16 protein-coding genes are annotated in these 13,819 nt (G+C 73.0%); 9 read left to right on the forward strand and 7 right to left on the reverse strand.

Annotated features, from left to right (window positions below; translation table 11 throughout):
* Positions 1-23 precede the first annotated feature (23 nt).
* From ACIA8R_RS05860 to ACIA8R_RS05870, 3 genes are all read left to right on the forward strand, one after another.
* Positions 24-920, forward strand: coding sequence for a hypothetical protein (locus ACIA8R_RS05860; RefSeq protein WP_397036810.1), 897 nt, complete (start codon positions 24-26; stop codon positions 918-920).
* A gap of 61 nt (positions 921-981) precedes the next feature.
* The gene (locus ACIA8R_RS05865; protein ID WP_357698229.1) at positions 982-1,653 is read left to right on the forward strand and encodes a DsbA family oxidoreductase; all 672 of its coding nucleotides are present in this window, start codon (positions 982-984) and stop codon (positions 1,651-1,653) included.
* A gap of 34 nt (positions 1,654-1,687) precedes the next feature.
* Complete coding sequence (locus tag ACIA8R_RS05870) at positions 1,688-2,092, forward strand: MarR family transcriptional regulator (protein WP_357698231.1); 405 nt, start codon at positions 1,688-1,690, stop codon at positions 2,090-2,092.
* Positions 2,093-2,135: 43 nt separating this feature from the next.
* Here ACIA8R_RS05870 and ACIA8R_RS05875 read toward each other — a convergent pair whose 3' ends face one another.
* Complete coding sequence (locus tag ACIA8R_RS05875) at positions 2,136-2,750, reverse strand: thymidine kinase (protein ID WP_357698233.1); 615 nt, start codon at positions 2,748-2,750, stop codon at positions 2,136-2,138.
* A gap of 135 nt (positions 2,751-2,885) precedes the next feature.
* Between ACIA8R_RS05875 and ACIA8R_RS05880 the strand changes: the two genes are divergently transcribed.
* The 3 genes from ACIA8R_RS05880 to ACIA8R_RS05890 are packed head-to-tail and all read left to right on the forward strand — an operon-like array spanning position 2,886 to position 7,032.
* Entirely contained in the window at positions 2,886-3,224 is a 339-nt protein-coding gene (locus tag ACIA8R_RS05880; RefSeq protein ID WP_364089812.1) for a hypothetical protein, read from the forward strand.
* Between the two features lie 6 nt (positions 3,225-3,230).
* Positions 3,231-5,231: a hydantoinase/oxoprolinase family protein gene (locus ACIA8R_RS05885; protein ID WP_364089809.1), complete on the forward strand. Its 2,001-nt coding sequence runs from the start codon at positions 3,231-3,233 to the stop codon at positions 5,229-5,231.
* Complete coding sequence (locus ACIA8R_RS05890) at positions 5,224-7,032, forward strand: hydantoinase B/oxoprolinase family protein (protein ID WP_357698237.1); 1,809 nt, start codon at positions 5,224-5,226, stop codon at positions 7,030-7,032. The genes ACIA8R_RS05885 and ACIA8R_RS05890 overlap by 8 nt, the downstream gene beginning before the upstream one ends.
* Before the next feature lie 13 nt (positions 7,033-7,045).
* Here ACIA8R_RS05890 and ACIA8R_RS05895 read toward each other — a convergent pair whose 3' ends face one another.
* Positions 7,046-7,915: an NAD(P)-dependent oxidoreductase gene (locus tag ACIA8R_RS05895; protein WP_364089803.1), complete on the reverse strand. Its 870-nt coding sequence runs from the start codon at positions 7,913-7,915 to the stop codon at positions 7,046-7,048.
* 71 nt (positions 7,916-7,986) lie between these two features.
* Here ACIA8R_RS05895 and ACIA8R_RS05900 point away from each other — a divergent pair, with 71 nt between their 5' ends.
* Entirely contained in the window at positions 7,987-8,667 is a 681-nt protein-coding gene (locus ACIA8R_RS05900) for a histidine phosphatase family protein (protein ID WP_397036814.1), read from the forward strand.
* Here the strand turns inward: ACIA8R_RS05900 and ACIA8R_RS05905 are convergent.
* Genes ACIA8R_RS05905 through ACIA8R_RS05915 form a run of 3 tightly spaced genes read right to left on the reverse strand, consistent with a single transcriptional unit; the run spans position 8,645 to position 10,183 of the window.
* On the reverse strand, positions 8,645-9,094 hold the full coding sequence (locus ACIA8R_RS05905; RefSeq protein WP_357698245.1) for a hypothetical protein: 450 nt from the start codon (positions 9,092-9,094) through the stop codon (positions 8,645-8,647). The two genes, ACIA8R_RS05900 and ACIA8R_RS05905, sit on opposite strands and share 23 nt — an antisense overlap.
* The gene (locus ACIA8R_RS05910) at positions 9,084-9,605 is read right to left on the reverse strand and encodes a sigma-70 family RNA polymerase sigma factor (RefSeq protein ID WP_364089794.1); all 522 of its coding nucleotides are present in this window, start codon (positions 9,603-9,605) and stop codon (positions 9,084-9,086) included. The genes ACIA8R_RS05905 and ACIA8R_RS05910 overlap by 11 nt, the downstream gene beginning before the upstream one ends.
* 47 nt (positions 9,606-9,652) lie before the next feature.
* Entirely contained in the window at positions 9,653-10,183 is a 531-nt protein-coding gene (locus ACIA8R_RS05915; protein WP_357698249.1) for a hypothetical protein, read from the reverse strand.
* A 75-nt stretch (positions 10,184-10,258) separates the two neighbouring features.
* Between ACIA8R_RS05915 and ACIA8R_RS05920 the strand changes: the two genes are divergently transcribed.
* Together ACIA8R_RS05920 and ACIA8R_RS05925 are read left to right on the forward strand one after the other, a co-directional pair.
* Entirely contained in the window at positions 10,259-11,416 is a 1,158-nt protein-coding gene (locus ACIA8R_RS05920; RefSeq protein ID WP_397036817.1) for a CaiB/BaiF CoA transferase family protein, read from the forward strand.
* Between the two features lie 73 nt (positions 11,417-11,489).
* Positions 11,490-12,974 (forward strand): carboxyl transferase domain-containing protein, encoded by a 1,485-nt coding sequence (locus ACIA8R_RS05925; protein ID WP_364089785.1) that lies wholly within the window; start codon positions 11,490-11,492, stop codon positions 12,972-12,974.
* Positions 12,975-12,978: 4 nt separating this feature from the next.
* Here the strand turns inward: ACIA8R_RS05925 and ACIA8R_RS05930 are convergent, their stop codons facing one another.
* Both ACIA8R_RS05930 and ACIA8R_RS05935 read right to left on the reverse strand, forming a co-directional pair.
* The gene (locus tag ACIA8R_RS05930; RefSeq protein ID WP_357698255.1) at positions 12,979-13,374 is read right to left on the reverse strand and encodes a hypothetical protein; all 396 of its coding nucleotides are present in this window, start codon (positions 13,372-13,374) and stop codon (positions 12,979-12,981) included.
* The gene (locus tag ACIA8R_RS05935) at positions 13,371-13,817 is read right to left on the reverse strand and encodes a hypothetical protein (RefSeq protein WP_357698257.1); all 447 of its coding nucleotides are present in this window, start codon (positions 13,815-13,817) and stop codon (positions 13,371-13,373) included. The genes ACIA8R_RS05930 and ACIA8R_RS05935 overlap by 4 nt, the downstream gene beginning before the upstream one ends.
* Between the last annotated feature and the right edge of the window lie 2 nt (positions 13,818-13,819).

Here is a 13,819-nt window from a genome sequence, read left to right on the forward strand (position 1 = left end):
ATCTCCGGGCGTAGCGTGGCGGTATGCGGCAGGCACACGCTGAAGACGCACGGACCGAAGCCAGGCGCATCGTACGCAACCTGCTGGGCGACGAGCGCCCGACCGCCGAGACCCTGGTCGCCGACGTGCGGCCGGTGCTCGGCGACGAACGGACCGACCGCGCGCTCGGGCTCGCGCTCGGCGCCTCCCTCACCCGCAGATCGGCCGAACTGGCCGCCATCGCCGCGCTCCTCGTCGGCACCCGCGAGCTGGGCGACGGTTGGTGGACGCGGCCCAGGGGCGGCAAGCTGCCCTCTCCCGACGAGGTGCTGCGCACGGCCGTCGCGATCGAGCCGTGGACGGACCTGACCGCGCTGGAGATGCTGGCCGCCTGGAGCGCCGACGACGCCGCCGACCAGCTCTGGGGCCGTCCCGCCGCCGCGGTCGACCTCAACTCCTGGCAGGCCGAGGACCGCTTCTCCCTGCCGCCGGGAGTCAGGCCGGGCCAGCGGCTCGTGGTGCACTTCGACGCGGGCGGCCGGCTCGACGCGGTCGTCGCCCGCCGTTCCGACGACGCGCTCGGGTCCAATCTGGACTTCCAGTCGCTGCGCTACTCCAGGCCCGCCGAGGCCCAGTGGAGCTGGGGGGTGGCGGCCGGGCTCGGGCCCCACCGGCTCCCCGGCGAGAAGCCCGACCCCTACGCCCGCGAGATCCCGGCCGCCGCCGCGGGCGTCCTGCGGGCCTGGGCCGTACGCCACGGCGTCACCCGGGAGGAGCTGGGCGAACGCTGGGGGACCGTGGGCGACGTGGTGGCCGCCATCGAGCGGGTCGACTGGATGTGGCGCAGCGGCGAGTGGTTCGGATGGTGGCGCGGCGCGTCCGCGCTGGTGGACGACTCGGCCTACCTGCCCTACCGCCTGGAGGAACTGGCCGCCGGCTGATCGGCTCCTTGCGGGAGCGGCCCGCAGGAATCGCCGTGCGGGCCGCGTGGTTGTGGCTGAGGTGAAAGTCGAGATTTTCTCCGATGTCGTGTGCCCCTGGTGTTACATCGGGCATGTCAGATTCGCCCGCGCCGCCGAGCGCTTCCGGGCCAAGGGCGGCACGATCGAGGTGACCATGCGCCCGTTCCAGCTCAATCCCGACGCCCCCGCCGAGGCCGAGCCGCTGATCCCGGCCCTTGAGCGCAAGTTCGGGCCCGGCGCGCGGCAGATGACCGAGCGCGTCGGGTCCGTCGCCGCCGAAGAGGGCCTGGCGATGGACTACGAACGGGCCGTCAGCGCCAACACCTTCGAGGCCCACCGGCTCATCGAGGTCGCCACCGCCCAGGGGCTCGGCAAGGAGATGGCCGACCGGCTGTTCGGCGCGTACTTCGGCGAGGGCGCGGACGTGGGCGACCCCGGCGTGCTGAGCCGCCTGGCCGCCGAGGTCGGCGTCGAGGACACCGGCGAGGGCGCCGAGCAGGTGCGCGAGCAGCTCGGCCGGGCCGGGGCGCTGGGCATCAGCGGGGTGCCGCTGTTCCTGTTCGAGGGCAAGTTCGCGGTGTCGGGCGCGCAGCCCGAGGACGCCTTCGCGGCGGCCATCGACGAGGTCGCCGAGCGTACCGGGCAGACGCCGATCACCCAGCTCGCGCCGCCGGCCGACGGGTGCGACGACGACGGCTTCTGCGCGGTCTGAACGGCCCCGCCCGCGGCGGTGCGAGAATCGGGGGGTGTCCAGCCGTCGCCTTGGTTACCTGCTCAAGCATGCCGCGCTGCGCCTGGCCGAGTTCACCGGCCCGGCGCTGGAGCCGTACGGCCTCGACGGGCGGGAGCTCGCCGTGCTGGCGGTGATCGACGCCCCCGAGCCGCTGTCGCAGCAGGAGCTGGCCCAGCGGCTCGGCATCGACCGCACGACCATGGTCGCCATGGTCGACGCGCTGGAGGCCAAGAAGCTGGTGGCGCGGCGGCCCCACCCGGGCGACCGCCGCAAGAACGCGGTGGAGCTGACCGACGGCGGCCGCGAGACCATGCGCCTCGCGGTGCCGGCCGTGGAGGCCGCCGAGCGCGCCTTCCTCTCCACCCTGCCGGAGGACGAGCAACGCCTGTTCAGGGACGCCCTGCACCGGCTGGTGTGAGACCGGAGCGGCGCCCTGCGCCGGCTGGTGTGTGGCGCCGGGGTCAGGCCGGGGTGGCGCCCTCGCCGAGCTGGCCGGAGCGGTGGTGGCGGCGGCAGAGCACCTGGTAGCGCACCGCCGAGGCGTCGGTGTCGCCGATCACGACCTGCTCGCCCGTCCGCGCCAGCACGCCGCCCACCACGCGCGCGTTGAGCTGCCCCGGGCGGCCGCACCAGCACAACACCTCGACCTGCAGCCGGCACACCTCGTCGGCCAGCTCGAACAGCCGCTGCGCGCCCGGGAACATGACCGACCGGAAGTCGGAGGCCAGCCCGAAGGCGTAGACGTCGATGCCGTGCTCGTCCACCAGGTCGGCGAGCTGCTCGATCTGCTCGACCGTGTAGAAGCAGGCCTCGTCGCAGATCAGGTAGTCGATGCGCTCGTGCGAGGTGACCAGGCGCACGAGGTCGAGGGTGTCCTCCACCTCGATCGCCTCAAGGCCCAGCCCGATCCGGCTGGTGACCTTCGGGCCGCCGGAGCGGTCGTGCTTGGTCAGGACCAGCCCGCGCCGCCCTTGGCGGCCGTGGTTGTAGTTCATCTGGAGCGCCAGAGTGGACTTCCCGCAGTCCATGGGGCCGAAGTAGAACTTCAGCACGGCGTCCCGCGCTCCAGAAGGCACGGCAGACAAGGCAGACAGTTCGGTCACAGGAGGCCAGCTTAGCGGCTTGGCTTGTCCCATGACCTCGTGGGACATTTCTCCCCTGGACTATCAGGAGGAACTGTGGTCACCGACAATCCACCGACGCTCGACGCGATGCTGACACAGGACGACGTGACGGCCGCCCAGGCCGACGCCACCCGATGGCGGTACGGTTTCCTGGTCGTCGTGGCGGGCATCGTCGCGATCCTGATCGCCTTCGGCGCCGCCGTGTTCGCCACCAAGGAGTTCGCCGCGCTGTTCGCGGGCGTCGCCGGGGTGGTGGGCACGATCATGGGCGCCTATTTCGGCGTGCAGGCGGGGCAGTCGGGGAAGGCCAAGGTCGAGGCCGAACTGGCGAAGTCCCAGGAGCTGGTGGTGCGCCTGGCGGCCTATGTCGGCACCCAGAACGCGCCCCGGGTCATCGACGAAGTTCTCGGCCGTCGCCGAAGCTGAGGAGCCATGCGTAGCGTCCGTATCGGAGTGGACACCGGGGGCACGTTCACCGACGTCGTGGCGGTGGACGAGCAGACCGGTGAGATCGTCACCACCAAGACCCCCTCGACCCCCGCGAACCCGGCCGACGGGTTCGTCGCGGGCATCGGGAAGCTGGGCGAGCTCGACGTCGCCTCCATCGTCCACGGCACCACCGTCGCCACGAACCAGTTGCTCGAAGACCGCATCGCGAACCTCGGGTTCATCACCACCGAGGGCTTCGAGTACGTCCTGGAGATCGCCAGGCAGAGCGTGCCGGACGGCTACGGCAACTCCTACTTCTGGGTCAAGCCGCCGCGGATCGTCCCCGTGCATCTCGTCAGGACGGTCGGCGGGCGGCTGGACCACCTCGGCAACGAGGTGCGGCCCTTCTCCGAGGAGCAGGCCGTCGAGGCGGCGCGCTGGTTCAGGTCGAAGGGCATCAACGCGGTCGGCGTGTGCTTCCTGCACTCCTACGCCAACCCCGAGCACGAGCGCCGCATGCGCGAGGTGCTCTGGCGCGAGCACCCGGAGGCGGTGATCTCGCTCTCCAGCGACGTGCTGCGCGAGTACCGCGAGTACGAACGCTCGATCACCACCCTGGTGGACGCCGCCGTCAAGCCCGCCATGCGCGGCTACATCGCCAACCTGTCCAACCGGCTGGGCATGCCGTTCTCGGTGATGAAGTCCAACGGCGGCGTGCTGTCGGCCCGCGAGGTCGTCAACCAGCCGATCACCACCGTGCTGTCGGGCCCGGCGGCGGGCGCGCTCGGCGCGGCGCTGATCGCCTCCACCGCCGGGCACCCCTCGGTGATCACCCTCGACGGCGGCGGCACCTCGACCGACGTGGCCGTGGTGATCGACGGCGAGCCGTCGCTGACCACCGAGGGCACGGTCGGCCGCTACCCGTGCAAGATCCCGATGATCGACATCGTCACGGTCGGCGCGGGCGGCGGCTCGGTGGCCTGGATCTCGCCCGAGGGCACGCTCAAGGTCGGCCCCCGCTCCGCCGGCGCCGATCCGGGGCCGCTCTGCTACGGCAAGGGCGGCTCGGAGGTCACCGTCACCGACGCGCACGTCTTCCTCGGCCGCATCCCGCCCCACCTGCTCGGCGGCGAGATCCCGCTCGACGTGGAGGCCGCCCGCCAGGGCGTCGAGGCGCTGGCCGCCAAGCTGGGGCTCACCCCCGAGCGCACCGCGACCGGCATCCTGGAGATCAGCGCGTTCAACCAGAGCAACGCGATCCGGCAGCTCACCGTCAAGCGCGGCCTCGACGTACGCGACTTCCCGCTGGTGACGTTCGGCGGGTCGGGGCCGCTGCTGGCCTGCCGCCTGATCGACATCCTGGGGCTGCCGGCCGTCGTCGTCCCGCGCGACCCGGGCAACGTCTCGGCGTTCGGCCTGCTCACCGTGGACGTCAAGAACGACTACGTGCGCACGTACGTCACCCGCGACCTCGCGCTCAAGACCGCCGCGCAGATCTTCCAGGAACTGGAGGGCCAGGCCGCCGAGGCGCTCGACCGCGAGGGCTTCGACGACCCGGTCTACGTCCGCAGCGCCGATCTGCGCTACTACGGGCAGGCGTTCGAGGTGCGCGTTGCCGCCCCGGCGGGCCCGCTCGACGACGACTGGAAGCGCACGGTGATCGACGGCTTCCACGACGCCCACGAGAAGCTGTACGGCTACGCCTACCGGGAGGACCCCCGCCACGGCGTCGAATGGGTCAACCTGCGCGTCTCGGGAATCGGTCCGATCACCCGTCCGGCCGTCCGGCGGCTGGAGGGGCCGGGCAGCGGGGCCACCTCGGTCCGTCCCGTGCATTTCGACGAGACCCGCGACACGCCGATCCACCAGCGCGCCGCCCTCGGCCCCGGCGCCACCGTCCAGGGCCCGGCGGTCATCGAGGAGTACGGATCGACGATCCCCGTGCACCCGGGCTTCACCGCGAAGGTGGACGAATACGGAAATGTGGAGATCCGACGTGATTGATCCGATCCTGGTGGAGATCGTCGAGGGCACGCTGGCCTCCGTCGAGCAGGAGGTCGAGACGGCCATCGCCCGCACGGCCCGCTCCCCGATGATCCGCGACGCGCACGACTTCCGCGCCGGCATCCACGACGCCCGCCTGCGCAAGCTCACCGGCCGCTCCTACAGCGCGCTCGTCCAGCCGATCGTGCGCGACTTCCCGATCGAGACGATGAAGCCCGGCGACGTCTACTTCCACAACGACGTCTACCTGTCCGAGGGCGGCATCGGCCACCTGCCCGACCTGTGCGTCACCGTGCCGGTCTTCCACGACGGGGCGGTGGTGGCGTTCGTGCAGGCGTTCGGCCACCACGACGACATCGGCGGCGCGGTGCCCGGCTCGATGCCCTCGCACGCCCGCTCGGTGTACGAAGAGGGCCTGATGATCCCGCCGATCAAGCTGTGGGACCAGGGCGTCCCCAACGAGACCGCGCTGCGCATCATGACCCGCAACTCCCGCATGCCCGACTCCCTGGCCGGCGACCTCGACGCCGAGTGCTCGGCCTGCCTCATGGGCGCCCGCCGCCTCGGCGAGCTGTTCGACCGGTACGGCAGGCAGGCCGTCGAGGAGTGCTTCGACGCGATCGTCTCCAAGACCACCGAGACCTTCCGCAGGGAACTGCTCGCCAAGATCCCCGAAGGCACGTACGTCTGGGAGGACTACGCCGAGCACGACGGCGTCGACGAGCCCCGCCTGCACGCCCAGCGCATCACGCTCACCGTCGACCACGCCGCCGACGCGCCGCTCACGATCGACTTCACCGGCACCTCGCCCCAGGCCAAGGGCCCGATCAACCACGCGGGCGACTACGCCGACGGCGTCTTCCTGAAGAAGTGGCTCGCGCCCGTGCTGCGCAACCTCGCCGACACGCCCGAGCGCATGGCCGAGCTCGACGTCAACGAGGGCGTCGTCCCGCTGATCAAGATGGTCTTCCCGGAGAAGGGCACGCTGCTCACCCCGGTCTTCCCCGCCCCCACCAACGCCCGCACGTTCGTCATCCTGCGCCTGCTCGGCGTGCTGGCCGGCGTGCTGGCCAAGGCCACAGGCGGACGCATGCCCGCCGACCAGGAGACCATCCGCTACACCGGCGTGTACGGCACCGACGCCGACGGGATGCCGTACCTGATGCGCGAGGTCCTGGGCGGCGGCTCGGGCGGCCGCTGGTACGCCGACGGCGAGGACACCATCCACATCGTCCCCGACTCGCGCAACATCCCGGTCGAGTTCGCCGAGGCGCGCTGGCCGTTCCGGGTGGAGCGGCTGGGGCTGGCCTGCGACTCGGGCGGTCCGGGCATGTTCCGCGGTGGGCTGGGCTACGACAAGCACATCAGAATGCTCCGGGACGCGTCGTACATGTCGATCGCCGACCGGTCGATCCTGTCGTGCTGGGGCGTCAACGGCGGCCTGGCCGGGCGCCCGTTCCGGGTGGAGATCGCGGGCAAGGAGATGGACGGCCTGGTGGACGACCACCCCGTCCAGGCCGGCGACCTGATCCGCATCCGCACGACGGGCGGCGGCGGCTGGGGCTCCCCCTACGACCGCGACCCGAGGGCGGTGGCGGCCGACGTCCGCGACGGCAAGGTCTCGATCGCCGGCGCCCTCGGCGACTACGGCGTGGTCCTGGACGGCGACCGCATCGACGAACGCGGCACCGCCGAACTCCGCGCCCGCCTCCGTCCCCCCGCGGACCGCTTCTTCGACCGCGGCCCCGGCTACCCGAGGCTGTCCGGCGGAAGAACGTTCGCCGAGGTGGACGAACTGTAGGCGCCGGTGCGGGCTACTCCTCGCCGAAGCTCGCGAAGTACGTGGCCGCCATGTCCTGGTCGCCGTGTCCCTGGGCCTCGGCGCGGCGCAGGCGTTCGCCGGCCGCCGCCACCATGTCCAGTCGCACCCCGGCCGACTCGCCCGCCTGGGTGATCAGCCGGGTGTCCTTCTCGGCGTTGTGGACGGTGAAGGACGGCTCGAAGTCGCCCTCCAGGATGGCCTTCGACTTGGCCTGGAAGTAGACGTTGTCCATCGGGCCGCCGGTCACCACCTCGCGGACCATGCCGGGGTCGAGGCCGAGCCCCTTGGCGAGGGCCAGGGCCTCGGCCACGATGCCGGTCATCGAGATGCCGTAGCTGACGGCGGCCATCTTGAGCTTGGTGCCGGTGCCCTGCGAGCCGTCCTCGCCGAGCCAGAGCGTGCGCGAGCCGACGGCGTCGAAGACCGGGGCGAGCGCCTGCCGGGCCTGCTCGGGGGCCGCCGCCAGGATGACCAGCTTGCCCTGCTCGGCCGGCTGCCTGGTGCCCTGGACGGGCGCGTCGGCGAAGGTCAGCCCGTGCTCGGCGGCCAGCGCGGCCAGGCGGTCCACCGCGGCCACGCCGACCGTGCTCATCTGCGCCCACACCTGGCCGGGGCGGAACGCGGGCGCGGCGGCGGTCATCGCGTCATGGACGGCGTCGCCGTCGCTGAGCATCGTGACGATCACGTCGGCGCCCTCGACCGCCTCGGCGGGGGAGCCGGCGACGAGCGCGCCGTCGGCCGCCAGCGGCTCGGCCTTGTCCCGCGTACGGTTCCACACCCTGACCGACAGGCCGGACTTGAGCAGGTTGCGGGCCATGGGGGCGCCCATGAGCCCGGCCCCGAGTACTGCGACTTCAGTCATGAGATCACCCTACGACGGCCCGTTCCGGCGACCCCGGCCAGGTGCGGCCTCCGGATGCGAGGATGTCCGGCATGGGACCTTCGCGGATCATCGCCGTACGACACGGGGAGAGCCAGGCGAACCTGGCGCACGCGCAGGCCGGCGACCGGCCGCTGGTCTACGAGCGGGGCGACGACGAGGTGTCGCTGACCGACCTCGGCCTGCTCCAGGCGCAGGCGCTCGGCCGCAGGCTGGCCGGGCTGCCCGACGGCGAGGCGCCCGAGGTGGTGTGGTGCTCGCCGTACCTGCGGGCGCTGGACACCTGGAACGCCGTCCGGGAGTCCTGGGGAGCCGCCGCGCTGCCGGTGACCGTGGACGGGCGGCTCAGGGACCAGGAGTCGGGCGCGTTCGCGCCCTTCAACCTGGCCGCCATCAGCGAGCGCTTCCCCGGCGAGGTGCGGCGGATGCGGGCCGAGGGCCCCTACGCCTACCGGCCGCCCGGCGGCGAGTCGCTGGCCGACGTGGTGGTCCGGCTCAAGGACTTCCTGGCCGGGCTGCGCGAGGCGGCCGACGGGCGGCGGGTGCTGATCGTCGCCCACGACTCGGTGGTGCTGGGGCTGCGGCACGTCATGGCCGGGCGGGACGACGCCGAGCTGGCCGACGTCCTGCGGTTCGCGCCGGTGCTGAACGCGTCGCTGTCGGTCTGGCGGGCCGCGGGCGGAGGGTTCGAGGTGGTGGCGTTCAACGACGTCACCCACCTAGATCCCGCTTGAGCCGCAGCAGCCGCGCCCGCCGCGCGTGGGCCTGCCCGGTCAGCACGGCGCTCGCCGCCACGAACGCGAGCCCGAGCGCCAGCGCGCCGGTGGCCACGGCGGCGACGAGCGCGGTGGTGAGCAGGGCGGCGGCCAGGGCGATCCAGCCGGCGATCACCCGGTCGCGGGCGAACAGCGGCGTCCTGCGCGTGCTCAGCCAGCCGCCGTAGCAGGCCCAGGCCAGGCAGAACGCGGTGAGGGCGGCGAAGGCCAGGTGGGTGCGGCCGGGCAGTGGGCCGGGCTCGGTCCACCACAGGGCGCAGACGAAGACCGTCCCGGCGGTCCCCGCGAGCAGGGCGGTCAGCGCGCGCACGCGCCGCCACGGCGACAGCGACGGTTCGAGGCGCTCGATGATCTCGTCGGCGGTCAGGCGCGGCTCATCGGTCATGGTCGATCTCCTTCAGGTGGTCGCGCAGGAGGCGGCGGGCGCGGCTGAGTCTGGACTTGACGGTTCCGGCGGGGATGCCGCAGATCTGGGCGCACTCCTCGACCGGCAGGTCCTCCAGGTAGTGCAGGACGAGGATCTCCCGCTCGGGAAGGGGCAGGGCGGACAGGGCGGCCACCAGGCCGGCGCGGTCCACGACGGCCCCGGCGGGGTCCTCGGTCACCGGCTCGGGCTCGGCCGCGCTCTCCGCCCTCGCGTACTCCTCGCGCAGGCGGTCGGTGACCGCCCGGCGGGCGATGGTGAACAGCCAGGGCGCGAACCGTCCGGGGGCGCGCAGCCGGGGCAGGCCGCGCACGACGGCCGCCCAGATCTCCTGGGCGACGTCGTCGGCCCGTTCGGCGTCCAGCATGCGCCGGACGTAGGTCCAGACCGGGGTGTGCCACCGGTGCACGAGTTCGGCGATCGCCGCGCGTTCGCCCAGCTGGGCGCGTACGACGAGCAGCTCATCTGTCATGTCGTCCTTCCGTCACCCTGCTCAGTCGGGCGGGAGGGCGACCCGGTTCACGTCTCGACGACGAGATCGGCGCGCTCGCGGGTGCGGTCGGCGGCGAACCAGGCCCGTTCGGCCGCGAACCACTTCCGCCAGCGGGGTTCGAGCTCCGGGCCGTCGCGGTCGAGGACGCGCCGCAGCCGCACGGCGTCCGGGGCCTCGACCCAGACGGTGAAGGCCAGCAGGCCGGCGGCCGACCGGCGGGCGGTGCCGACGCCCTCGACGACCAGGACGGGCCCGGCCGGCACGGCGACGTGCTCGGCATAGCGCTCGCCCACCCAGTCGTACCTGCGGAAACCGGCCGGGCGGCCGTGCCGCAGCGGTTGCAGGACCTGCTCGTCCAGCAGGCGGAACCAGGCGCCGGGGCCGTCGTCCCAGTGGACGGGGAAGTCGTCGCTGTGGATCACCTGGCAGCCGAGCGCCGCGCCGAGCCGGCCCGCGTACGTGGTCTTGCCCGAGCCTGCCGGGCCGTCGACGGCCACCAGGCGGACGGGCCCGCAGGAGGGCGGCAGGGCCTGGATGCGGCGGGCCAGGGATTTCACCGGACCAGGGTAGGCGATGGGCGACGGCCGCCTGAGAGAATATTCTTCCGGCCCAACGCAAGCTGGAGGTTGACCTTGCCCGGACCCCTCGGCGACGTCGTCGTGCTCGATCTGTCCAGGGCCCTCGCGGGGCCGCACGCCGCGCAGATGCTCGGCGACCTGGGCGCCCGGGTGATCAAGGTGGAGCATCCCGACGGGGGTGACGAGTCGCGCGGCTGGGGGCCGCCCTTCGTCGGGCCCGACCATGACATCTCGACCTACTTCCTGGCGGCCAACCGCAACAAGCAGTCCATCGCGGTCGATCTCAAGTCCGCCGAGGGCAGGGAGCTGATCGAGCGGCTCGTCCGGCAGAGCGACGTGCTGATCGAGAACTTCCGCACCGGCGTACTCGACCGGCTCGGCTTCCCCGTCGAGCGCCTGCACGAGCTCAACCCGCGCCTGGTCGTCCTGTCGATCACCGGGTTCGGCCACGACGGGCCCGAGGGCGGCCGGCCGGGCTACGACGTGATCGCCCAGGGCGAGGCGGGGCTGATGTCGCTGACCGGGCCCTCGCGCGAGGAGCCGTACCGGGTGGGGGCCTCGATCGCCGACCTGCTGGCCGGCATCCACGGCGCGTACGGCGTGGCGGCGGCCCTGTACGAGCGCGAGCGGACCGGCCGGGGCCGGGTGGTGCGCACGTCCCTGCTGGCCGCGGTCACCGGCGTCCACTCCTACCACGGCACGGCCTGGACGGTCGGCGGCCAGGTCCCCGGCGCCAACGGCAACCACCACGCCTCCATCGCCCCCTACGGCGCCTTCCGCTGCGCCGACGGCCTGCTGCAGATCGCCGTGGCGAACGACGGCCAGTGGAAGAAGGTCGCCAAACTACTCGACATCGACCCTGATGTGGCGAAATATGCGACCAACAGGCAGAGATTCGCGCACCGGGATGAGCTGATCGCCGACATGGAGAAGGCCCTGGCCGACCACGACCGCGCCCACTGGCTGGCCAGGCTGGGCGAGGCCGGCGTGCCCGCGGGCGCGATCAGGTCGATCGACGAGGTCTACGCCTGGGAGCAGACCCGCTCCCAGGGGCTGGTGGTCGAGGTGGACCACCCCGTGCTCGGCCCGATCGAGCTGCCCGGGCCGCCGCTGCGCTTCGACGGCCTGCCCGCGGCCGAGCACACCGCGCCCCCCGCGCTCGGCCAGGACGGCGAGGCCGTGCTCGCCTGGCTCGAAGAGCGGGAGGGATGATCGGCAATTCCCGGCTCCGGCATGTACCCTCGTGCGTCACCATGGCATCATCGGTTGATCGTTAGGAGCGATAGTGAGCCGTCCGGACGCGCGCACACTGATCGAAGCGGTCCTCGACAGGGGGTCGTGGAAATCGTGGGACGCGCCGCCCGCCGACCCGGCGGAGCCCGGCTCCTCCTATGCCGAGGAGCTGGCGGCGGCCCGCGCGAAGTCCGGCTACGACGAGTCGGTGATCACCGGCGAGGGGCTGCTCGACGGCCGCAGGGTCGCCGTCGTGGTCTGCGAGTTCTCCTTCATGGCCGGATCGGTCGGGGTCGCCGCGGCCACCCGCATCGCGGCCGCGATCGAGCGGGCCACGCGTGAGCGGCTGCCGCTGCTGGCCTCCCCGGCCTCGGGCGGCACGCGGATGCAGGAGGGCGCGCTGGCGTTCGTCCAGATGGTCCGGATCACCGTCGCGGTGCAACAACATCGCGCGGCGGGGCTGCCGTACGTCGTCTACCTGCGCCACCCGACGACCGGCGGCGTGCTGGCCTCCTGGGGGTCGCTCGGGCACGTCACCGCGGCCGAGCCGGGGGCGCTGATCGGGTTCCTCGGGCCGCGGGTGTTCGAGGCGCTGCACGGCTACCCCTTTCCCGAGGCCGTCCAGGTGGCCGAGAACTTCTACGACCACGGCCTGGTCGACGCCGTGGTGTCGGCCGACGACGCCCGCAGGGTCGCGATCAGGGCCCTTTCCGTGCTGTGCGCGGGCCGCGCCCCCGTCGAGGCGGGCGAGCCGCCCGAGGAGGACCTGCGGCCCGTCGAGGCGTGGGAGGCGATCACCCGCTCGCGCCGCGACGACCGTCCGGGCGTGCGCACGCTGCTCAAGCTCGCCGCCACCGACGTGACGCCGCTCAGCGGCAGCGGCGCCGGCGAGAACGAGCCGGGGCTCGTGCTGGCGCTGGCCAGGTTCGGGTCCGCGCCCGCCGTGGTGCTCGGCCAGGACCGGCGCAGGCAGCGCCAGCGCTCGCCGCTCGGCCCCGCCGGGCTCAGGGTGGCCAGGCGCGGCATGCGCCTGGCGGCCGAGCTGGGGCTGCCGCTGGTCACCGTGGTCGACACCGCGGGGGCCGACCTGTCGAAGTCGGCCGAGGAGGGCGGGCTGGCCGCCGAGATCGCCCGCTGCCTGGCCGAGCTGGTCACGCTCGACGCCCCGACCGTCTGCCTGCTGCTCGGCGAGGGCGCGGGCGGGGCGGCGCTGGCGCTGCTGCCGGCCGACCGGGTGCTGTGCGCGCAGCACGCCTGGTTGTCGCCGCTGCCGCCGGAGGGCGCCTCGGCCATCCTCTACCGGTCGGTCGACTTCGCCCCCGAGATCGCCCAGGCCCAGCGCATCCGCGCCACCGACCTGCGGCGTGACGGCATCGTCGATCGGGTGATCCCCGAGCTGCCCGACGCCGCCTACGAGCCCAGGCAGTTCTGCGAGCGCGTGGGGCGGGCGCTGGAGCACGAGATCGCCGAGCTGCTGAAGGTGGGCCCGGCCGACCGCCTGGCGGCCCGCCTGGCCCGCTATCGCGGCCTCGGCTGAGAGGCTACGGCACGGGCACGCGCTCGACGCGGATGGAGAAGACCTCCTCGCGCGGCACGACGACCTCGTACGCGCCGTGGTCGACCATCCAGTAGCCGAGCGCCTCGGCCTTCATGCCGCTGTGGCCGGTGTAGGCGATGTGCAGGCCGTCGTCGTCCTCGTCGAGCACAATGCACGGCTCGCCGCCGAAGGCGCCGACGGTGCGGATGAGCACCAGCCACTCCAGCTGCGACCTGGCCACCACCCGCCGCCAGTAGCCCGAGGAGGGCTCGAAGCCGTCGAGGTCGACCTCGCTGAACAGCACGACCTGGTCGTTGTCGGGGCCGAGCGCGGCCGGCAGCGTACGCTCGCCGAAGCGGGCCACGAAGCCGGAGGCGACCGGCGTGATCTCCTCGCTCATGCGGCGGGCCGCCAGGTCAGGCCGTCGTAGCCGGCGAAGGGCCGCTCGCCCTCGCCGGTGACGTGGACGATCTCCGCGCCCGCCGGGATCGGCATCGGGACGGTGTGGAACTGCGGCACCACGTGGTCGGGCGAGGTGGTGAACCCGTTGCCGGCGAACGGCGGCACGTCGCTCCAGTCACCTCCCATGTGCGGGCCGTAGGGCACCGCGTAGGTGTCGACGTCGCGGGCGTGCCAGCGCATGACGTAGAGCTCGGGGACCTCGGGGAACAGCTCCGAGCCGTCGAAGGACAGGTCGAGGCCGTAGTAGAGGGCCGCCGGCGTGGTCAGCCTGACGCAGTCCTGGACCCGGTAGACGTAACCGGAGATCACGGTGCGCTTGCCCGACAGGTACGGCACGAGCAGACGCGGCGGCACGACCTTCTGCATCTGCGTTCCGCTCATGG

This window comes from Nonomuraea sp. NPDC051191 (genome assembly GCF_044455665.1).
Classification (GTDB): Bacteria; Actinomycetota; Actinomycetes; order Streptosporangiales; family Streptosporangiaceae; genus Nonomuraea.